Annotated in this window: 21 protein-coding genes; 7 read left to right on the top strand and 14 right to left on the bottom strand. The window is 63.2% G+C overall.

What is annotated here, in order from left to right; translation table 11 throughout:
- Nucleotides 1-21: 21 nt before the first annotated feature.
- The 12 genes from BTO02_RS02110 to sctC form a co-directional block, all read right to left on the bottom strand.
- Nucleotides 22-762 (bottom strand): EscU/YscU/HrcU family type III secretion system export apparatus switch protein, encoded by a 741-nt coding sequence (locus BTO02_RS02110; protein ID WP_075155614.1) that lies wholly within the window; start codon nt 760-762, stop codon nt 22-24.
- Entirely contained in the window at nt 759-1,481 is a 723-nt protein-coding gene (locus BTO02_RS02105; protein WP_075155613.1) for an EscT/YscT/HrcT family type III secretion system export apparatus protein, read from the bottom strand. The genes BTO02_RS02110 and BTO02_RS02105 overlap by 4 nt, the downstream gene beginning before the upstream one ends.
- Before the next feature lie 2 nt (nt 1,482-1,483).
- Nucleotides 1,484-1,759 carry a type III secretion system export apparatus subunit SctS gene (gene sctS, locus BTO02_RS02100; RefSeq protein ID WP_075155612.1) on the bottom strand — a complete coding sequence of 92 codons (276 nt, stop codon included), beginning with the start codon at nt 1,757-1,759 and terminating at the stop codon, nt 1,484-1,486.
- Nucleotides 1,756-2,403 (bottom strand): type III secretion system export apparatus subunit SctR, encoded by a 648-nt coding sequence (gene sctR / locus BTO02_RS02095; protein WP_075155611.1) that lies wholly within the window; start codon nt 2,401-2,403, stop codon nt 1,756-1,758. The genes sctS and sctR overlap by 4 nt, the downstream gene beginning before the upstream one ends.
- Nucleotides 2,400-3,386, bottom strand: a complete 987-nt coding sequence (locus tag BTO02_RS02090) for a FliM/FliN family flagellar motor switch protein (RefSeq protein WP_075155610.1) — start codon at nt 3,384-3,386, stop codon at nt 2,400-2,402. The genes sctR and BTO02_RS02090 overlap by 4 nt, the downstream gene beginning before the upstream one ends.
- Nucleotides 3,383-4,129 carry a FliH/SctL family protein gene (locus BTO02_RS02085; protein WP_075155609.1) on the bottom strand — a complete coding sequence of 249 codons (747 nt, stop codon included), beginning with the start codon at nt 4,127-4,129 and terminating at the stop codon, nt 3,383-3,385. The genes BTO02_RS02090 and BTO02_RS02085 overlap by 4 nt, the downstream gene beginning before the upstream one ends.
- Nucleotides 4,123-4,731 (bottom strand): hypothetical protein, encoded by a 609-nt coding sequence (locus BTO02_RS02080; RefSeq protein WP_156883732.1) that lies wholly within the window; start codon nt 4,729-4,731, stop codon nt 4,123-4,125. The genes BTO02_RS02085 and BTO02_RS02080 overlap by 7 nt, the downstream gene beginning before the upstream one ends.
- Nucleotides 4,728-5,624, bottom strand: a complete 897-nt coding sequence (gene sctJ / locus BTO02_RS02075) for a type III secretion system inner membrane ring lipoprotein SctJ (protein WP_232243425.1) — start codon at nt 5,622-5,624, stop codon at nt 4,728-4,730. The genes BTO02_RS02080 and sctJ overlap by 4 nt, the downstream gene beginning before the upstream one ends.
- Nucleotides 5,594-5,962, bottom strand: coding sequence for a hypothetical protein (locus tag BTO02_RS02070; protein WP_075155606.1), 369 nt, complete (start codon nt 5,960-5,962; stop codon nt 5,594-5,596). The genes sctJ and BTO02_RS02070 overlap by 31 nt, the downstream gene beginning before the upstream one ends.
- A gap of 82 nt (nt 5,963-6,044) precedes the next feature.
- The gene (locus tag BTO02_RS02065) at nt 6,045-6,281 is read right to left on the bottom strand and encodes a hypothetical protein (RefSeq protein WP_075155605.1); all 237 of its coding nucleotides are present in this window, start codon (nt 6,279-6,281) and stop codon (nt 6,045-6,047) included.
- A 129-nt stretch (nt 6,282-6,410) separates the two neighbouring features.
- Nucleotides 6,411-7,511 (bottom strand): FHA domain-containing protein, encoded by a 1,101-nt coding sequence (locus BTO02_RS02060; protein WP_075155604.1) that lies wholly within the window; start codon nt 7,509-7,511, stop codon nt 6,411-6,413.
- Nucleotides 7,508-9,433 carry a type III secretion system outer membrane ring subunit SctC gene (sctC, locus tag BTO02_RS02055; protein ID WP_075155603.1) on the bottom strand — a complete coding sequence of 642 codons (1,926 nt, stop codon included), beginning with the start codon at nt 9,431-9,433 and terminating at the stop codon, nt 7,508-7,510. The genes BTO02_RS02060 and sctC overlap by 4 nt, the downstream gene beginning before the upstream one ends.
- A 258-nt stretch (nt 9,434-9,691) precedes the next feature.
- Here sctC and BTO02_RS02050 point away from each other — a divergent pair, with 258 nt between their 5' ends.
- Together BTO02_RS02050 and BTO02_RS02045 are read left to right on the top strand one after the other, a co-directional pair.
- Nucleotides 9,692-10,021: a ribbon-helix-helix domain-containing protein gene (locus tag BTO02_RS02050; RefSeq protein WP_075155602.1), complete on the top strand. Its 330-nt coding sequence runs from the start codon at nt 9,692-9,694 to the stop codon at nt 10,019-10,021.
- Between the two features lie 228 nt (nt 10,022-10,249).
- A complete protein-coding gene (locus BTO02_RS02045) occupies nt 10,250-10,597 on the top strand; it encodes a hypothetical protein (protein ID WP_075155601.1) in 348 nt (115 codons plus the stop codon).
- Nucleotides 10,598-10,863: 266 nt separating this feature from the next.
- Here the strand turns inward: BTO02_RS02045 and BTO02_RS02040 are convergent, their stop codons facing one another.
- Nucleotides 10,864-12,591, bottom strand: a complete 1,728-nt coding sequence (locus BTO02_RS02040) for a hypothetical protein (protein ID WP_075155600.1) — start codon at nt 12,589-12,591, stop codon at nt 10,864-10,866.
- A 300-nt stretch (nt 12,592-12,891) separates the two neighbouring features.
- On the opposite strand from BTO02_RS02040, the gene BTO02_RS02035 reads away from it, so the two are divergent.
- On the top strand, nt 12,892-14,196 hold the full coding sequence (locus BTO02_RS02035) for an MFS family transporter (protein ID WP_075155599.1): 1,305 nt from the start codon (nt 12,892-12,894) through the stop codon (nt 14,194-14,196).
- 146 nt (nt 14,197-14,342) lie between these two features.
- On the opposite strand, the gene BTO02_RS02030 is transcribed toward BTO02_RS02035, so the two are convergent.
- Nucleotides 14,343-15,413 carry an MBL fold metallo-hydrolase gene (locus BTO02_RS02030; RefSeq protein WP_075158530.1) on the bottom strand — a complete coding sequence of 357 codons (1,071 nt, stop codon included), beginning with the start codon at nt 15,411-15,413 and terminating at the stop codon, nt 14,343-14,345.
- 265 nt (nt 15,414-15,678) lie between these two features.
- Between BTO02_RS02030 and BTO02_RS02025 the strand changes: the two genes are divergently transcribed.
- The 4 genes from BTO02_RS02025 (at nt 15,679) to BTO02_RS02010 (ending at nt 20,066) form a co-directional block, all read left to right on the top strand.
- The gene (locus BTO02_RS02025) at nt 15,679-16,083 is read left to right on the top strand and encodes a MerR family transcriptional regulator (RefSeq protein WP_075158529.1); all 405 of its coding nucleotides are present in this window, start codon (nt 15,679-15,681) and stop codon (nt 16,081-16,083) included.
- A 103-nt stretch (nt 16,084-16,186) separates the two neighbouring features.
- Nucleotides 16,187-18,019: a bifunctional isocitrate dehydrogenase kinase/phosphatase gene (gene aceK, locus BTO02_RS02020; RefSeq protein WP_075158528.1), complete on the top strand. Its 1,833-nt coding sequence runs from the start codon at nt 16,187-16,189 to the stop codon at nt 18,017-18,019.
- A gap of 87 nt (nt 18,020-18,106) precedes the next feature.
- Complete coding sequence (gene can, locus BTO02_RS02015) at nt 18,107-18,883, top strand: carbonate dehydratase (protein WP_075155598.1); 777 nt, start codon at nt 18,107-18,109, stop codon at nt 18,881-18,883.
- Complete coding sequence (locus BTO02_RS02010; RefSeq protein ID WP_075155597.1) at nt 18,876-20,066, top strand: acetyl-CoA C-acetyltransferase; 1,191 nt, start codon at nt 18,876-18,878, stop codon at nt 20,064-20,066. Before can ends, BTO02_RS02010 begins: the two co-directional genes overlap by 8 nt.
- The last annotated feature ends 35 nt before the right edge of the window (nt 20,067-20,101 follow it).

The following is a 20,101-nucleotide window of genomic DNA, read 5'->3' as shown; positions in this document are numbered from 1 at the left end:
GTTTCGCGGCGGTTTTCCATATCAGCGGCTCAGTTCGCGATGCATCGCGCGGCGCCGGCCCTTCACGTACGGGTCGCCCTCGCTGTCGCGGTACTCGCGCTTGATTTCTTCCTTGTCCATGCGCAGGCGCCGCCGCCACAGCACGCGCTGCATGACGAAATCGACGGCTGCCGGCACGAGCTGGGATGCGGTCATCATCGCGAGCAGCGACGCGCCCGACACGCCGATATCGGCGAGCAGCATCGGCAATGGCAGCGTGTATGAAGGAACCAGCTGCGCGCACCACTTGACGAACGCGTACCAGAAGACCGCAAGCAGAATCGTGAATTGCACGAGCGCGATCAGCGTATCGACGAGCACGCGCGAGCTGAAGATGTTTTTCAGGCCGGACACCGGATCGAGTCGCTTGATATCGGGCGCCGCGCGCTTCCATGCGATGGCGCCGCGCGTCTGCACGACTTCCGGCACAACCGCTGCAAGCACACCGGCTCCTAGCGTGACGAGCGTGGCCGGCAGCGCCGCATCGAGCGACGCCATGACTTGCGCGAAAAGCTCCGCGAACGTGCGCGTCTGGTCGAGACCGGTCGCCTCGCGAATCAGGGCCTGAAAAAGCGCGTAGAAGTGCGGCGACTCGACGACGAGAAACAGCCACCAGATCAGGCCGCTCGCGGCGACGCTCGCGTGCGCGCTCTTCGCGATATCGCCTTCCTTGATGGCCTTGACGAGGCGCTGCGGAGTCGGTGCTTCGGTTTTATCGCTCATCGCAGGATCAGGCTTTGCCGGAAAATGACGGACAGCCGCTCGATAAATACCGGCACACAGGACATCGCGGCGAACGAGATGACCATCGCCTTCACCGTGCGTGCGGTCGTAAACGGATTGAGGCGCTTCACGTGCCGCGACATCACGCCGAGCGAAATATCGACCATCGCCATCAGGCCGATCAGCGGCATCGCGAGCCGTACGCCTTCGGCGAATGCGGCGGCCACGCGGTCGATGGCGACCTGACGGAACACCTCGGTCAGGTTCACGTGCGCTGCGCCGGGCGGACAGATCGCCCACGCATCGGCGAAGAATCCGCAGACGAAGCGCAGCCCCGCGCCGGTGAAAAACGTGAGCGCGGCAAACTGGGTGAACAGGGTTTCGAAAAGCGCGGCTTCCTGCTTGAAGTTCGGGTCGTAGACAGCCGCGATCGAATAGCCGCCCTGCTGATCGAGTAGCGCGCCCGCGCACGATGCAACGTGAAAGACCACCGCAAGCAGCAAGCCGAGCGCGAGCCCGACCAGTACCTCGAACAGCGCGGCCGGAATCAGCGAAGCTGGAGCACCCACTTTGAGCGGCAGCACCGCGAACAGCAGCACGAGCGGCACGCGCAGCTTCGTGCCGAGCGAATCGCCGAACGCGAACGGCACGAGGCTTAGCGCAACGGCGGGCCGGATCGAGCAGAACGCGAGCCCTTCGAGATAGCCGAATACGTTCATCGTCAATGCACGCGCCCGGCGGCGACAAACGTAAAGACATGCTCGAGAAAACGCGTCACTTCACGGCTTGCCCACGGGGCGGTGACGATCAGCGTGATGCCGACGCCGATGATCTTCGCGCCGTACGGAAGGCTCTGATCCTGGATCTGAAAGACGGATTGCACGAGACCCAGCAGCAAGCCAATACCCGTTGCGACCGCGAGCGCCGGCAACGAAAGCCAGAATACGAGCAACAGCGCGTCGCTGGAAAGCGACGCAAGTGACGGAAACGAATTCATTTGATGTAGCTGACAATCAAGCCGTGCATGAGTCGCGATATGCCCGATACCGAGACCAGCACGAACAGTTTGAGCGGAATCGACACGGTGCTCGGCGACAGCATCATCATCCCCATCGCGGTCAGCACATTGGCCACGACAAGGTCGATGACGAGGAACGCGATGTAAAGCAGGAAACCCGCTTCGAATCCGCTCGAAATCTCGCTGATCAGAAAGGCCGGAATCAGCAGCGAAAAATCGGTTTCTTGCGCGTCGCGCTCGGGATCGATCCGTTTGGCCGCGTTCACGAGAAACGCGCGTTCCGACGGCCGCGCGTGCGCGAACAGGAATTCGCCGAGCGGGCCGCGCACCGCTTTCAATGTCTCGGCAATGCCGGGCATCGCACCGCTTTCGAGGCGCTCGTCGAGCGAAAGCTCGGCGCCGATCTTCGACATCACGGGCGCCATTACGACGAGCGTCGCCGCCATCGCGAGGCCTGCGATCGCGGTATTGCCCGGCGCCTGCTGCACGCCGAGCGCCGAGCGCAATAGCGTCAGCACGATGCTGAATTTCGTGAACGACGTGACCATCACGACGAGGAACGGCAAGAGGCCGAGCAGCGCGACGAGGCCGACGAGCGAGATCGGGTCGACCTGGGGATTCATGCGTCGGCGTCCGGACGCGCGGCATGCGTCATCTCCGTAATGCGCACGCCAAGCGCGTCCTCGATATCGATCAGTTCGCCTCGCGCGAACGGCACGCCCTGGCACAGCAACGTGACCGCGCGCTCGCGTACCGGAATCTGCAACGACAGCAGGGAGCCGGCGCGCAGATGCGCGAGTTCGTGAACGGAGAGCGAAACCGTACCGAGCACCGCGTCGAGCGCAAAGCTCAGCGCATCGACGGCAATGAATTCGCTCGTCAGTTCCGGTTGATTCCTCTCGTCGTCGATCATCGGGCGGTCTACCACGATCTGCTCTCCAGATAGGTTCAATAGAATGCGGCGCGCGCCGTCGCGCAGCGGCACACGCAAGTGATATGACGCCCGATCGACGAGCAAGGCGTCGCCGGGCCTGATTCTGCGCAGGCGCGCAAGGGAAAGCGAAGGACCGGCCATGCAGGCCTGAACCGGCACCATCAGGCGTCGATAGAAATCGCGATCCGCCCGTAACGCGGCAGGCCGCCTGCGCTGCAGCCATTGATCGACCGCTTCGCACTGAAACGAGAAGTGAGCGCTGCGTCCGCTTTTCTCGTGCGTGAGCGACAGCCCATACGCGCCGGCAGGCGACGCGGCGTCGAACGAGACGGATTGCAGATCGAACGAAAATCCGAACGCGCCTTCGAGCGCCGATATCCAGTCTTCCAACGCATCTTCGACGAGGCTGCGCGTCTGCGCGTCGTCGCGCGGCAACGGGTGCCCCGGCAATTCGGGCAGCCACGCGCGCGCATCGCAGTCGAGCGTGAACGGATGACCGCATGCACGGCCTGCGAGCCTCAGCGGATAGCGTTGCCGGCATTCGTCGAACTGCAGCACGTAGCGGCGCACGCCGACCTGCACGGTATAGGGCGTGCCGAACTGCAACGCCGCCACATTGCGGCGTGCGGCATCGGACTGTGTAAAACGGCGCATGCCGATCCACGGATTCACCGCATGCCTCCGTCGTGCGCATGCTGCGCGCGCTGCTGCTCCTGCGGAAGACCTATGACGTCGATCACGTCGCGCAGCCCGCGCTCGATGACATCGAACTGTCTGTCGACGGCTGCATCGAGATTGCGATACTCGTCGAGCATCGCGGCAATGGCGTCCCGGATGCCGCGCTCCGCGGCGCCCAGCTGCATGCGCAAGCTGCCATCGATCACGCCGCGCTCCGTTTCGACGATGCATGAGTGAGGCGGCAAGCCCGCGTCGGCCAATACCGTGAAAAGCGGCACGGCCATTTCCTGCTCGAGCCGCGCGATCAGCCGCTTCGCTTCGCGATAGTCGGCGCTCGATACGCGCAGCGAGATGACCTGCTGCGAGCGCGATGCGGCAATGCAGCGGCGCAACTGGTTGGGCAGTGCCGCAGCGGGCGGCAGCTTGCCGATGATCAACACGAGTGCATCGAGGGCGACGCGCACAAGACGCTCCTCCACGCAACGCGCGATCAGCGATGCGGCAGCCTGCGGCACGACCAGATCGCGCGCCGCGGCCGCTCGCCCCGCGTCGTAGCCGCGCCGCCACGCGCGGCGCTTCAGCTCGCGTACGCGCGCGGCGAGGCGCGACGCTTCGCGGGCCGCCTCGTTGGCGCGGTCTTCGTCGAGCGCCCGCAAATCGTCGAGTTCGACGAGATCGGCCGACGACAGATAGCCGTCGGACTCGATTCGCCAGTTTCCTTTTCTGCAGATCAGCACGACTCACCTCGCAGCGGGCGCGGCGAGTGCATCGACTGCATCAAGCGCGTCGCGTCGTCGAGCAGTGCACGCGCGGCATCCACGCTCACATCGCGCGCGTGAAAGCGTACGGCCGACTCGACGACGTCGCGCGGCATGCGCAGCCGCAACCAGGTGTGCTGCACTTCGCCGCCATCGCCGAGTCCGCGCAGCGACAACGCGAATCCCGCCGCGGTCATCTCGTGGCGATCGAGAAAGTTCAACGGCGCGCCGAGCGGCAGATCGTCCGACCCGGCACGCGCGTGTTGTTGAATCGTGCGAAGCAGTTGCGGTGCGACACTTCGGGCGAACGCCAGATGGTCCGCGCCCGTTACGACGCGCCGCAACGAGCGCGAACAGGCCAGCGCCGCGCTGATGCGGAACAGCCGTGCGCACGCGGCGCGCGGCAATTCTCCGACGCATGGCAGCGTCTGCCGGAAATCGATGCGCGTCAACTGCGGATACTCGACGATCAAACGTGCGCTTGCATCGGCAAGCGCGCGTTCGCCGCGAATCGGCCGCTGCCGCATCAGCCAGCTGTGATGGGCCCATTTGCCGATCGATAGGGCGGGCAGGCAGATCAATGCGTGTCTCCTTCGGTTTGTGCGGCAGGCTGCGGGTCGCGGCTGCCGGTCGATGTGGCAGGCTGCGGATCTCCGCTGCCGGTGGCAGGCGCATGCGCACGGCCGCGCCCTCTGCGCCGGAAAAATGTCGGCGAAAACGAGCGAATGCCGCTGCGCCAGACCCAGGCCGACACGCTGAGCAGCATGACGCCGATCGCCAGCGCGGCCAGCACGAGCGTTGCGCTGCCGTGTGCGTCGCGCTCATGTCCTGCCGTGCATGCGTTGACGCCGCCGCATGCATCGCCGGCGACCAGCACGGGCGTCACCGGAATCAGCGTAAGGTTCACGCGATCGACGCTCAGGCCTTCGACGCCGCCGGCCACGAGCGCGCGGATCTTGTCGCGCATCAGCTCGAGGTTGTAGTCGGTGCGATAGCGGACCATCACCGACGCCGAAGGCGGCGTGACGAGGCCAAGCACCGGGTCGCGCTCCGGCTGCACGATATGCACGCGCGCGACGAGCACGCCGTCGATCTTCTCGAGCGTTTCCGACAGCTCCTGCGATACGCCGAAGATGAAACGCACGCGGTCTTCGTCGGGATTCGAAATCAGGCCCTGGCGGCTGAACAGTTCGCCAAGATTCGCGTGGCCTGTGCGCGGCAGCGCATAGGCGCCGGCCAGTTCGGTCGCGGCGACCGCATCGTCGCCGTCGACCGTGACGGTCCACGTTTTGTCGGCGTTGCGCTGTTTGCTGCCTTCGATGCCGTGATGGCTCAGCACCGCAACGATGCGATTGGCCTGATCCTCGTCGAGATTTTCGAACAGCGACGTTCTGCAGCCGACGAGGACGAGCAACGGCAGCAGAATCAGCAGGCGGCGCAGCATCAGCTTCCCGAGGAAAGAGTCTTCACGCATTGCACACAGCTATCGGCTGCGGTCTTGCAGAACGTCACCGTCAGTTCCTGCTCGTTCAAACGCTGGCGCAAGCGCAGCGCGTCGCCGACGCTCATGCGGCCGATCCTCCGTGCGTCGAATTCGTCCTCGAGTTCTTTCGCTTCCTGTCGCCTGATGTCTCCCCATTGCTCGAGGCGATCGAGCGCCAGCGCAGCATTGCCGCTTTGATAGTCATCGTTTCGGAAGGCGAACGGATTGCGGACATGCTGGGTCGGATCGGCGCCCCAGTTTCCCGTAACCGTTTCCGGTCCAGGCATCGCGACGGCTGCGACATGGCGATCCGGCGCCAGCGCGCTCATGCCAGATATTGGCGGAATCATTGAGTTCTCTCTTGCCTCAGTATTTATTCAAAGCGCCCTCGCGGGCGCGTTCTGTCAGCGCTTATCGCGACGGAGCGATAGCCTCTTTGAATTGCCTCTGGATCGAATCCATCTTGTTCTTTTCCGCCGTGTTTTTGTTTTCGGCGTCGTTTCTGGCCTTCGTCGCTTTCATGCCGTCAGCAGGGTCGCCCGTCTGGGCGGCGCGGTCGGCGGCCGTGTCCGCGTTCCGGTTTGCCGTATCCACCGCGGCGAAGCCAGCCGGGTTGTAACCACCGCCATTCAATGCACCAATTGCCATTTCGTTTTCCTTGAAAGTAACTACGCGTGTTCGAAGCGAACTGCTTCGTGCCACCGTTCGACGGGCGACGCGTAAGCGCCCGGCGGACGGAAACCTGAGCGAGCGGGCGGTAAGCCAGTCAGGCGTCTCTCAACACTTGTTGCCCGGCTGCGCGTCCTTGACGAAGAACTCGTAGACCGACCCATCGTCGTCGCGCACGACCTCCGCCACACATTCGGAGATGCGCGTGAGCTTGCCGATCTTCAGCCGCGACCCGGCGAAATACATGCCGCCCTGCTGGTCGACGAGCCATGCGCCGTGCGAAGAGCGCATCAGATTCATCCCGATCGACTCCAGCGGCACGCGTACGGGCCCGCCGCTTACCGGTTGTCCGGCGAACGTCAACGCGTTCAAACCGTTGATCTCCACGCGCGCGAGCCGCGCGATCCGTGCGTAGTCCCATGATTCGGGCTGCAGATAGCCGTCCGCGGGAGGCGTCGTGACTGCGAATGTCCCGGGCTGCACAGCCTGTATCTGCGATGCGCGGTAGTACCGGTCGAGAAACGCCTGCAGCTGGTCGCGCAACTGATCGATCACGATCACCCTGAGCACCGGCGTGCGCGCGCCCCTGCGCGCAGCGATCGCGAGCGCGGACAGATCCGCATAGCTCTGCACATACCCCTCGTACACGGGCATGCCGGTCTTCGTATCGACGCGTGTGCGCACGAAGCGGAACGCGGGATTCTCGGGTTCGCGCGCGACCTTTGCCGTAAGGAACGGACTGGCCACTTGCCACGCGAGCGCACCGACGAGCAGCAGCGCCAATACGCTGAAACCCGCCTTCGCGGGCAGCGGCAGCGTCGCGGCGCGCCTCGCCGCATAGGCCCCCGGCGCGTGAGCGAGCAGCCATGCAAGCTCGGCCTTGTGCGTCGCGCGCGGCGTCAGCGCATCGCGGCCGCTGAACTGCAGCGTCGCCGCGCCCAGCGTGAACGAGCCGCCGTAGCGCAACTCGGTGGACTTGCCCGCACGCAGCGGATGTCCGAATACCGCCACGCCTTCCTGCGTCGCGGAAAGCTTCAGCTTTTCGCCGTCGAGGCGAATCGTCGCGTGATGTGCGGCTACGCCTTCGTCGATCAGCACGAGATCGGCGTTCTCGCCGCTGCCGATCGACAGCTCGTGCCCGTCCGACAGCAGCACACTTGCGCCGGCGTGAATCCCGCCGGTTACGACAATCAGCGCATTGCCGTTCATCGCATTTGCCCCTGCGAAGGCGACACGGCCGCCGGTACGAGAGGCAATAGCGGCTGATTCGTGCGCGGCGCTTGCTGCGGCTGCGACAGCAGCGCGCCCGCAACCGCGGCGCTCAACGCATGCGTGTTCGCATTCGCCGCGGCGGGCACCGGCTGCGCGGCGGCGACGTCGATCGGCGCGCTGCCGGGCGCTTCGCCATTCAGACGCTTCAGGCGCGGCGTGATCAGAATGAGCCGTTCGAGACGCTGCGAACTCGTCTGCGTACTGCCGAACAGCGCGCCGACATATGGAATGTCGCCGAGCACCGGCACCTGCGATCTCGTCGTTTCGCTTTTCTCGTACTGATAGCCGCCGATCAGCAGACTCTCGCCGTCCGCGACGATCGCCTGCGTGACGATCGAATGATTGTTCACGCGCGGAATGCCGTCGACCGATTGCGTCGAATCGAACGCGCCGTCTTCGATCTGCACGTTGAGCAGAATGTTCTTACGCAAGTCGTCGGCCGATTCCACCGTCGGCGTCACTTTCAGCGTGAGCCCGGTATCGACGTTGTACAGATCGACATCCTGATTGCCCGCGACGCGCACATACACCGAATTGCGCGACGACAGCACCGCTTCCGAGTTGTTCAGCGTCAACACCTGCGGCCGCGACAGGATATGCGCCTTGCCGTTCTGCTCGAGCGCACGAATCTGCGCGAACAGATAGTTCACGGAGTTGCCGATCAGCGTAGTGAGATTGACGCCTTGCAATGCGCCCTGCACGCCCGAGAACGCCGACTGGCTGACAGACGGATAAGCGTTGACCATCGCATGTGCGGCGCCATCCTGTCCCGATGTCCCACCGCCCCACCGGATGCCGAGTTCGCGCGCCGCATCGGTCGCGACGTCGATGACGACAGCGGTGATCTCGACGAGGTCCTGCGGCTGATCGAGCATCGCAATCGCGCGCTCGTAGTTCGGCATCATCTCGGGAACGTCGTAGACGACGACCGAATTGGTGCGCGCGTCGGCCACGATATTGCGCCGTGCGGACGTCACGTCGGACGGCACGGTCATTTCCACCTGCGTGGTCGCGTCGGGATCCGGCGACAGCATCGCGTCCGGCTTGTCGCCGCCCGACAAGCCGAGACCGCGCAGGCTCGGCAACGGCGGCGGACCATTGCGCGGCGTGCGCGCTTCCTTGACCTGCGGTATGCGTGTCGCCGGACGAGGAACGTATGTGTCGCCCATCAGTTTGCGCAATAGCGACGCGACACCAGGAATCGTGTGCGTGCGATATCCGCTCGTATACGTGATGTCTTGCGCTTGCGCGTACCGCAGGCGGAACACGCGAATCTGCGTCTGATCGAAAGGCGTCTCGACGGCAGCCTGTTGTCGTGCTTTTTCGATTGCATCGGCAATCGAGTCGACAAAGCGCGAGGGTCCCGTCGCTTTCGCGGTGGTGTCCGAATAGCGCACGGGCAAGTGCGGATCGTCGAGATCGAGGCTGCGCAGAAGGCCCGAGACCGCTTCGCGCTTCATCGGCGCAAACGGAATTGTTCTGGTTTTGATGTCCGAACCGGCGGACACGTGCAGCGTTCTTCCGTCGAAATACCACGCGAGGCCATACGCCTCCGTCAGCTTTGCGAATACGTTTGCGGGCGGCTCATCGAACGTGCCGTTCACCGTGCCCTTCACGCTTCTCGCGATATCGACAGACAAGCCACCTGCGCTCGCGACATCCTTGAGTACATCGGACAGTTGTGAATTGCGCGCGAAGTAGTGCATGGGCGCATTGCGCCATGGCGGTTCGCCCGCATGCGTCGTGCACGCATGCAACGTGACCCATGCAAACGCGAGACGGCGCACCGCGACGCCGGTCGAACAGCGTCGATAGCGGCGGCGTCTTTCGTTGTCTGCGGTGCACCACTTCGTGAACATCAAAGCTCCTATGCCGGCAGAGGCCAGCTTCGTCATGACGGAACTTTAGTTGTGCACACATGCATCGCGGTCATACAAATATATCACCGGAGTCTCGCGAACTGCGCGAGGATAGACAACACGCCAGCAGGCAAATGTTTTTTTGGTTATTTGATCAATATGCCTAAGCAATTGTCGCTGGATCAGCGATTGCAGAAAGTTCCACTTTGCATTCAAACGATAACTTTGAGCAGCTTCGAAATTTCTGAGCAGGTTCAAATGCCCATTACACAGTATTGCAATTTCAGCGCAGACCTCGCGCGGCCGCGACAGCGGTCGGTGCGCGTCAATGGTCTCGCAACCTGTCTAAGGCTTGAAGAGGTCTACTGGACGATCATCGAAAAACTCGCACGCGAAGAATCGCTCACCGTGGGAAAACTCATTTCACGCTGGGCGCTCGAGATGGATCTCGCACACGAGGATGTATGGAACTTCACCGGCTATGTGCGTGTGATTTGCGTGGTGCAGTTGATGAAGCGCGCAGGTTCGATGCCGATCGATGGGAACGCCGGTACGCCGGACCTCGCGAATACGCGCGACATGCAATGAAGCATGCGGTCGCGCGGCAAGTCGCACCGAATCCACAACGGCAATCAGGAGGCTTCCATGTAAAGAGACTTGCGACACCAGACTCACGAACCATTCAAAACCAGCTCTGACGATACTCAGGGCACTCTTTCAGAAACGGAAAATACATTCATGCCTATTCAAGATTCCTCGACTCTATTTCATGCGGGTCAACGTTTTGCAGGTAATGACGGTTTTGCGAGCGGCGGGATGGCTGACCTTCATGCCGGCATGGCATACATGCAGGGGCAGCGAGAGGGCGCGGCGGCCGCAGCGCAGGCACTTAACGATGGTCCTCGCATTTTCTCGCCCGACGTAACGCAAAGCGGGGCTGGCGGGGCCGGCGGCGACGGCGGTCCGTCGGGCAGCGACGGTGGCGACAACGCCGCTGCCTCCGACGGCAAGTGTGCGGGCGGCAAATGTTCGTCGGGCGGCGGGGGGGACACGGGCCAGATACTGCAGCAACTGCTGCAGGCACTGGCGCCCATGGCGAGCGCGATCGCGCCGATGCTCGGCGGCGGCATGATGTCGGGCCTTGGCGGCGGTAGCGCCACCTGACGCTTCAGCATGATCGTGACTGCTGGCTCGTCTGCGCGACGTCTTTGTACGACGTCAGTGCGCGGTATCTCGAGCGGCAGTCATCGGGTGGCCGGTTAAAGCGTGAGGCCGCCGCCAACTTGCGCCATGGTCCGCTTACCCAATATCCGGGCACGAGCGCTGCAAATCGTGGCGCCCGGTAAATCAAAAGTGTTCGGGTACGACACGCTGCTTGCGTCGCATCGACAATTCGCAAGCGGCCGCAACACTACCCGCATCACGACCTGCTACGCTCCCGCACCCACATCCGATTCATAAACGTAGTTCTCCGTGCCGGGATGCTTCTTCCGATAGGCCCGAACGGCTTCGTCACGCAGCGCGTTCGCCTTTTCGCGCGCGGCCGCATCGGCGAGACCGTCCGCGGTATTGCTGATGCCGATGCCCGCCAGCGCGAGTGCGATCGAGACAATCGGCCCGACGACCGGAATGAACGACGCCATGCCGCCGACCAGCCCGACCGTGCTGCCGGCCAGCTTCCATCGGTCCGCCTCCGACGCGGAGCCAGCCGCGACCTTCTTGATGTAGTCGTCGATCCTCGCGCCGAAATCGGCGGCGGCGAATGCCGTGTTGAGCACCGCAGGCCCGAGCTGTGCCTTCAACGCAGGCGAGATCTTCAGCCATTCGGGCAAATCGGCGGTCGGCTTCGATATCGCACTCTGGTACGCCATGAAGCGCTCGCGATACGCCGTTTTCAGCTTGTCGAGCTTGGCCCACCGTTCCTCTTCCGATAGACCTTCGAGACTTCCAATGCTTTTCGCCGTGTCGATCTGCCGCACCATCTGCTCGAGGTTCGGTGAAGCATCCTCGGTCAGCATTTCGAAGCGTTGTGCGGTTTCCTCTTCGAGACGCCGGTAGCCGAGCAGCTTCGCGCCGAGACTTTTTGCCGCCTCTTCGCGGGTCAGACCAGCGACGCTCGGATCGGTGTACTTGCCGAACTTCAACTGGTCGCGAACGTCCTTCATCTGCGACTCCAGTTCGATGAAGTCGCCTAACGATTGAGCCTTCCTTGCGGAGACATCCTGCTTCGCCGCTGCGGCCAGCTGAGTGGCCGTTTCGATCCTTCGCTGCGCCTCGCCGGCCAACTCCGCGAGCCGCGCGGGCTGATTCGCCTGCGGCGTCTCTTCGAGCTGCGCAACGATGCCCTGAAGCTCGCGCTCGTGCATCGAGGCGAGCTGCGCATCGAGCTTGTCCTTGTACGCGTTCGCGCTTTGCGCCATCAACGCGTCGTGCTGCTCCGGCGACATCGGTGGAAGATGAGCCAGTGCGGCATCGGTTTCGGACTCGATCGAGCTTGCCGGTATCGGCGTTCCCGTTCCCGCTTCGGAAAGCGACTCGCTTTGTGCCGGCGACGGCGGCGCCGCGAGCGAACCGATCGTGCTGCTCGTTGCGCCCAACTGCGTTTGCCATTGCTTGACCAGATAATTGCCGACGTCCGCGCCGAGGCCAGCGAATGTCTCGGTCAGACCCTCGCCGATCAGCGCGGTCGCGCTGACGATGTCGTCGTTCGCATCCTTTCCGGCCTTTCGCTTATCGAGGGCGCTCGTGACGTAGCCGAATGCTTTCGAGAAATTCGCGGTCGCCGAATTGAGTCGCGTCAAGCCAAGCGTGCCCAGCCGCATGTTCGGCGGCACAAAGCCGTTTTTGTTCTGCAACGGCTTGAGCATCGAGTCCATCACGAGCTTCGAATTGTTGAACCGGCTGTCGCTGAACAATATCTGCCGGACGATGGTGCTCGCGTATTTTGCGTAAGCGCTGTATTGGCCAAGCGGATTTGGCTTGGCAGCATTCTTCGGCCCGACATTCTGGGCAGCATGCGGCGGTGCGGTGCTGCCCGCGTTCGAGCGGTCCGCGACTTGCGACGGCTGCGCGACCGCCAGCCCATGCTGGCCCGCATTCTGCGCGACGGCTTGATACGTCGACGAAGCATTGTCGTGTTGCGTTTCATCGGTTCTCATCGGAGTCTCCGTTGTCGGAATATGGATAGATCGTGGCGCTAAGCACCACGTCGAACGCGTCGTTTTATTTTGCGTTCCGCTCGAACCGGACCGGACGTGACTATGCATTTTGTGTCCGCATGCCCGCGTTCTGCTCGCACCATCGCACCGTGTCCGGCCGTCGCTTCGGAAAGCGAAGATATTTTTCGAACTACTTCGTCGAATCATTTAGAATGCCAAATCAAGTCACCATCAGAGTGTCTTAAAAACAATTCATGCCTATCAGAATACGCAGGGGAACATGAAGGAGAACACTGACAAATGACCAATCTCAATATTCCAAACGAAATCACTGCTCGCGATACACGCCGTCGTGTGATGGCCATCGTCGGCGCCTCGTCGGGCAATCTCGTCGAATGGTTCGACTTCTACGTCTACTCGTTCTGCGCGCTGTATTTCGCGCCCGCGTTCTTTCCGAAGGGCGATACGACCACCCAGCTGCTCAACACCGCGGGCGTGTTCGCCGCGGGCTTCCTGATGCGTCCGATCGGCGGCTGGTTCTTCGGGCGCCTGGCCGACAAGCGCGGCCGGCGCTTTGCGATGATGGTGTCGGTGTTCATGATGTGCGGCGGCTCGCTCGTCATTGCCGTGCTGCCGCCGTATGCGCAGATCGGCGTGCTTGCGCCGGCGCTGCTGCTCGTGGCGCGCCTGTTCCAGGGGCTCTCGGTGGGCGGCGAATACGGCACGAGCGCGACGTACATGAGTGAAGTCGCCCTGCAGGGCCGTCGCGGCTTTTTCGCCTCGTTCCAGTACGTGACGCTGATCGGCGGCCAGCTGTGCGCGCTGCTCGTGCTCGTGATCCTGCAACAGACGCTGACCACCGACGAGCTCAAGGCATGGGGCTGGCGCGTGCCGTTCGTGGTCGGCGCTCTCGCCGCGCTTGTCGCGCTGTATCTGCGCAAGTCGCTCGACGAAACGTCGACGGCGGCGAGCCGTCAGCGCAGCGACGCGGGCACGCTCGCCGGCATGTGGAAGCACAAGCGCGCTTTTTTGACGGTAGTCGGTTTCACGGCAGGCGGCTCGCTGATCTTCTACACGTTCACGACCTATATGCAGAAATACCTCGTGAATACCGCGGGCATGCATGCGAAGACCGCAAGCAATGTGATGACCGCGGCGCTCTTCGTCTTCATGCTGATGCAGCCGCTGTTCGGCGCGCTGTCGGACCGCATCGGCCGCCGCCAGTCGATGGTCCTGTTCGGCTTCTTCGCGACGATCGGCACGGTGCCGCTGCTGCATGCGCTCAAGGATGTGACGAGCCCGTATATGGCATTCGTATTCGTAGTCGTGGCGCTCGCGATCGTGAGCTTCTACACGTCGATCAGCGGTCTGATCAAGGCGGAGATGTTTCCGCCTGAAGTGCGCGCGCTCGGCGTGGGGCTTTCGTATGCGGTCGCCAATGCGATCTTCGGCGGCTCCGCCGAGTATGTCGCGCTGTGGCTCAAGCAGGCCGGTAGCGAAACAACCTTCTACTGGTACGTCACGGCAATGTGCGCGATCGGGCTTCTCGTCTCTTTCACAATGCGCGACCCGTCGAAGGTCGGGTATTTGCGCCACGAGCCGTGAGCGCAGTGCCGCGGCGGCCGAATGAGCGTCAGGCGCGGCACTTACGTTGGCGGGGCACTAGCGATCGATCGGAAATCGGAACGCATGTCGTAGCGCGATTCCGAAAGCGCTCGCTACAGCAGCCGACGCGGTGCGGTTTCACCGACTCATGCGAGAAAGCGGATCACGCCGTCTTCGCCGCTGACGCGGCGCAGTTCGCCTGCATGCCACAGCAAATGCAGATGCGCGAGCGCCTCGCCCATCGCAAACGTCAGCTGATGCAAGTCGAGTGCGCGGCGGAACATCAGCGGCACGATATCCGCCGCGCTATGCGGTCGCTCGGCGCACGCCGCGCGCACTTCGGCAAGGCGCGCCGCATGGTGATCGCGCAATTGCGCAATGCGCGTACGCAAGCCGCGAAACGGCTTGCCGTGTGACGGCAGCACGAGCGTATCGGCTGCCATCGGCTCGTAGCGCGTCAACGCCTCGAGGTACAGGGCAAGTGGGTTGCCTTCCGGTTCGATATCGAACACCGACACGTTCGTCGAAATGCGCGGCAACACCATGTCGCCGGAAATCAGCAGCCCCGCCTCTTCGCTATGCAGCGCGCAGTGCTCGGGGGAATGGCCGAAACCGGTCACGACCCGCCACGCGCGGCCGCCGATCGCAATCTCGTCGCCTTCGCGCATACGCCGGTAATGACTCGGCGTTGCCGGGACAAGGCTCGTGTAATAGCTTTTACGATTACGCAGCTGGTCGAGCAACTCGGGGTCCACGAGCCCGTGCCGCCCGAAGTGTCGCGCCGCGCGTTCGCCGCCCGCGTTCGACCCTTCTCCGGCCGCCATCACGCGACCGTACATGTATTCGCCGAGCGACATCCACAGCCGCACCTGCCAGCGTCGACGGTCACCGCCCTCGCATAGCCAGTTCGCGAGGCCGAGGTGATCGGGGTGACAATGCGTAACGATCACACGCAGCACCGGCAAACCACCGAGCACCGTATCGAACACGCGCTCCCAGTTCTCCCTGATCGTATCGGACGCAATGCCGCAATCGACTATCGTCCACCCCTGCTGCCCCTCGAGCTCATCGCGCAGCAGCCACAAGTTGATGTGGTTGAGCGCAAAAGGCAATGGCATGCGCACCCAGTAGACGCCCGGGGCGACTTCATGCGCGGCTCCTGCTTCGGGAAGCGTGTCGGCGAAAGGGTAGTCGAGCTGGTGTTCGAGTTCATTCATCGTGGCAGGCTTTCCATTGCGGGGTTGGAGCAACATCGCGCCGGCGCCGGGCACCGGCTCCGTTGCGCTTTGCGCAGGTTGACGATAACGTAAACGTCGATTTTATCGTCGAGGCCGGCATCGTGCCGGGCGCGCAATGGGCGCGCAAATGGGCGCGCAAACAGGCTCGCAAATGGGTGCCCAAACGGGCATGCACACGGTCCGCGGCTTCGGCCGCAACCGCGTCAGCCATGGCAAGCCGCCCGCCACACCGGAATCAGAACAAATGAGCGTGCAATACACGATCACCGAGCTCGCGCGCGAATTCGACGTCACACCGCGCGCGATCCGCTTCTACGAAGACCAGGGTTTACTCTCGCCGAGCCGCGAAGGATCGAGCGGCTTACGCCGCGTTTATTCGGCGCGCGACCGCACGCGTCTCAAGCTGACCTTGCGCGGCAAGCGCCTTGGCTTCACGCTCTCCGAAATTCGCGACCTGCTCGATCTGTATGACTCGCCGACCGATACGTCCGCGCAATTGCAGGCATTTCTCGCCACGCTCGCCCGGCATCGAGCGGTGCTCGAGCGGCAGCGCGAAGATCTGGACGCGACGCTCGAAGACCTCGCGCAATATGAAGCACAGGCGCGTGCGCTGCTCGAACGCGACGTGTACGCAACCGAACGCAGGTGAGCGCACATGAGCGCACGCGATCCGCAAGAACAGAAGCCCTTGGCCCCGTCCGAACGTTACAATTGCAGCTGTCTTCACGACATTGAACGAATGCACGGTCGACATGAATCACTTCCCTAAACTGTTGTCCTCGCAAATCGGCTTCGACGTCGCGAAGACGATGCTCGAGGGTTTCGACCGGCATTACCGGATTTTCCGCGATGCGGCGATCCACGCGAAAACGCTGTTCGAGGCGGCAGACTGGCACGCCATCCAGCGCCTCGCGCGCGAGCGCATTACGTCATACGACGAGCGCGTAAAGGAATGCGTCGAACTGCTCGAAGACGAATACGACGCGGAAAGCATCGACAACGAAATCTGGCAACAGATCAAACTGCACTACATCGGTCTGCTGACCGCGCACCGTCAGCCCGAATGCGCGGAGACGTTCTTCAATTCCGTCTGCTGCAAGATTCTGCACCGCTCGTATTTCAACAACGACTTCATATTCGTGCGCCCCGCGATCTCGACCGAGTACATCGAAAACGACGAGCCCGCGGCCAAGCCCACCTACCGCGCGTATTACCCGGGCAAGGACGGCTTTGCGCAGACGCTCGAGCGTATCGTCACGAATTTTCAGCTCGATCCGCCGTTCGAAGACCTGGAGCGCGACGTCGGCTGCGTGCTGCAGTCGATTCACGATACGTTCGGCACGTTCGTCGAAGCGCCAAACTTCCAGATTCACGTGCTGTCGTCGCTGTTCTACCGGAACAAGGCGGCGTATATCGTCGGCCGCATCATCAACGGCGACCTGCTCGTGCCGTTCGCGATTCCGGTTCACCATGTCCGGCCCGGCGTGCTCGCGCTCGATACGGTGCTGCTCAAACGCGAACAGTTGCTGATCATCTTCAGCTTCTCGCATTCGTATTTTCTCGTCGACATGGAAGTGCCGTCCGCATTCGTCGAGTTTCTCGGCACGGTGATGCCGGGCAAGCCGAAAGCGGAGATCTACACGTCGGTCGGCCTGCAGAAGCAGGGCAAGAATCTGTTCTATCGCGACCTGCTGCACCACCTGTCGCATTCGAGCGACCTGTTCACGATTGCGCCCGGCATCAAGGGCCTCGTGATGCTCGTGTTCACGCTGCCGTCGTTTCCGTATGTATTCAAGCTGATCAAGGACCACTTTCCGCCGCCGAAAGACACGACGCGCGCGCAGATCCAGCAGAAGTATCAGCTCGTCAAACGTCACGACCGGCTCGGCCGCATGGCCGACACGCTCGAGTATTCGAGCGTCGCGCTGCCGCTGTCGCGCATCGACGACGCGCTGCTGCGCGAACTGCAAAAGGAAGTGCCGTCGCTGCTCGAATACGAAGGCGACAATCTCGTGATCGAGCATCTGTACATCGAGCGGCGCATGGTGCCGCTGAACCTGTTCCTGCAAAGCGGCACCGACGACGACATCGATCACGCGATCAAGGAGTACGGCGACGCGGTGAAGGAACTGATGCAGGCCAACATCTTCCCCGGCGACATGCTGTACAAGAACTTCGGCGTGACGCGTCACGGCCGCGTCGTGTTCTACGACTACGACGAAATCGAATATCTGACCGACTGCAATGTGCGCGCGGTGCCCGCACCGCGTAACGAAGAAGACGAAATGTCGGACGAGCCGTGGTATACGGTCGGCCCGCACGATATCTTTCCGGAGACCTACGGTACTTTTTTGCTCGGCGACCCGCGCGTGCGCCAATCGTTTATCCGGCATCACGCGGACTTTTTCGACCCTGCGTTATGGCAGCGGCATAAGGATCACATTCTCAAAGGCGAACTGCCCGACTTTTATCCCTACGAACGCGGCCTGCGCTTTTGCAACCGCTATCCCGAACGGTTCGCGGCCGGTTTTGCGACCGAAATTTCCGCGACGGATGCGACGGCGCGGGCCGCACGAGCCGCTTGACGCGCGCTGGCGAAACCCGCCTCATACAGCCCGTCACACCGCCCATCACACCACGCATCACACCCTTTACCACGGCTTTGACCGATCATGAATACGAACGCTACCCCTGCTGCACACCCGCTCGCTCATCTGTTCGACAACAACGACGCGTGGGCGAAGCGCAAGCTCGCCGAAGACCCCGACTACTTCTCGCGTCTCGTCCATCAGCAGACGCCCGAATACCTGTGGATCGGCTGTTCGGACTCCCGCGTGCCGGCGAATCAGATCATCGGCTTGCCGCCGGGCGAGGTGTTCGTGCACAGAAACATCGCGAACGTCGTCGTGCATAGCGATCTGAACTGCCTGTCGGTGATCCAGTTCGCGGTCGACCTGCTCAAGGTCAAACATATCCTCGTGGTCGGCCATTACGGCTGCTCGGGCGTCGGCGCGGCGCTGCTCGGCCGCCGCGTCGGCCTCGCCGACAACTGGCTGCATCACGTGCAGGACGTGCGCGCGAAGCACGCCGGCCTGCTCGATCAATGGCCGATCGGCGAAGCGCGGCATCGGCGCCTCGTCGAGCTGAACGCGATCGAGCAGGTCGTCAACGTGTGCCGCACGACCAGCGTCACCGATGCATGGGCGCGCGGCCAGGAACTCACCATTCACGGCTGGGCATACGGTGTGCATGACGGCCGCGTGCGCGACCTCGGCATGACGATCGACCACGCCGAGGCACTCGACGCGACCTACGCGCAATGCGTCGCGGCCGTCTCGGCAAACCACGCGCATGAAGCCGAAAACGATGTCGTCGCCGCCGACGCCGCGAGGCTCGGCGACATCCCCGCTGTCGTCCAGGGCGTGATCAAGGAGCTCAAACATGAGTGACACGAACGATCCCATTGTCATCGTCGCGGCTGCACGCACGCCGATCGCCGCGTTCCAGGGCGACTTCGCGGCGCTGAGCGCGCCGCAGCTCGGCGCGGCCGCCATCGAGGCCGCGGTGCAACGCGCGGGTCTCCAACCCGGGCAGATCGACGAAGCCGTGATGGGCTGCGTGCTGCCCGCGGGCCAGGGCCAGGCGCCGGCGCGTCAGGCCGCGCTCGGCGCGGGCCTGCCGCTTTCGACCGGCAGCACGACCGTCAACAAGATGTGCGGCTCCGGCATGCGCGCGGCGATGTTTGCGCACGACATGCTGGCCGCGGGCTCGGCGGAAGTCATCGTCGCGGGCGGCATGGAGAGCATGACGAACGCGCCGTATCTGCTGCCTAAGGCGCGCGCCGGCATGCGCATGGGCCACGGCCAGGTGCTCGACCATATGTTCCTCGACGGCCTCGAAGATGCGTACGACAAAGGCCGTCTGATGGGCACGTTTGCCGAGGAATGCGCGGCGTCGTTCGATTTCACGCGCGAAGCGCAGGACGCATTCGCGATCGAATCGCTGACGCGCGCCAAACGCGCGAACGAAGACGGTTCGTTTGCGTGGGAAATCGCACCGGTCAAGGTGACCACGCGTAAGGGCGAGACGCGGGTCGAGCGCGACGAGCAGCCTTTCAAGGCCAACCTCGACAAGATCCCGACGTTGAAACCCGCATTCAGCAAGAGCGGCACGGTCACGGCGGCGAACTCGTCGTCGATTTCGGACGGCGCCGCGGCGCTCGTGATGATGCGCGCCTCGAGCGCCGGGCGCCTCGGCGTCAAACCGCTTGCGCGCGTGGTCGGCCATACGACCTTCGCGCAGGAACCGGCAAAGTTCACCACCGCACCGATCGGCGCGCTGCGCAAACTGTTCGACCGAAACGGCTGGCGCGCGAATGACGTCGACCTCTACGAGATCAACGAAGCGTTCGCGGTCGTCACGATGGCGGCCATGAAGGAGCACGGCTTGCCGCACGAGAAGGTCAACGTGAACGGCGGCGCCTGCGCGCTCGGTCATCCGATCGGCGCTTCGGGCGCGCGCATTCTCGTCACGCTGCTCGGCGCGTTGCGGCATCGCGGGCTCAGGCGCGGCGTGGCGAGCCTGTGCATCGGCGGCGGCGAAGCGACGGCGATGGGGATCGAACTCGTCTGACGGCGCCCCGCCGCGCGAACCTCGACGGAGACCGT

Source organism: Paraburkholderia sp. SOS3, assembly GCF_001922345.1.
Classification (GTDB): Bacteria; Pseudomonadota; Gammaproteobacteria; order Burkholderiales; family Burkholderiaceae; genus Paraburkholderia.
Note: the sequence above shows the minus strand (reverse complement) of the source record. Positions and strands in the feature narration are given on the sequence as shown.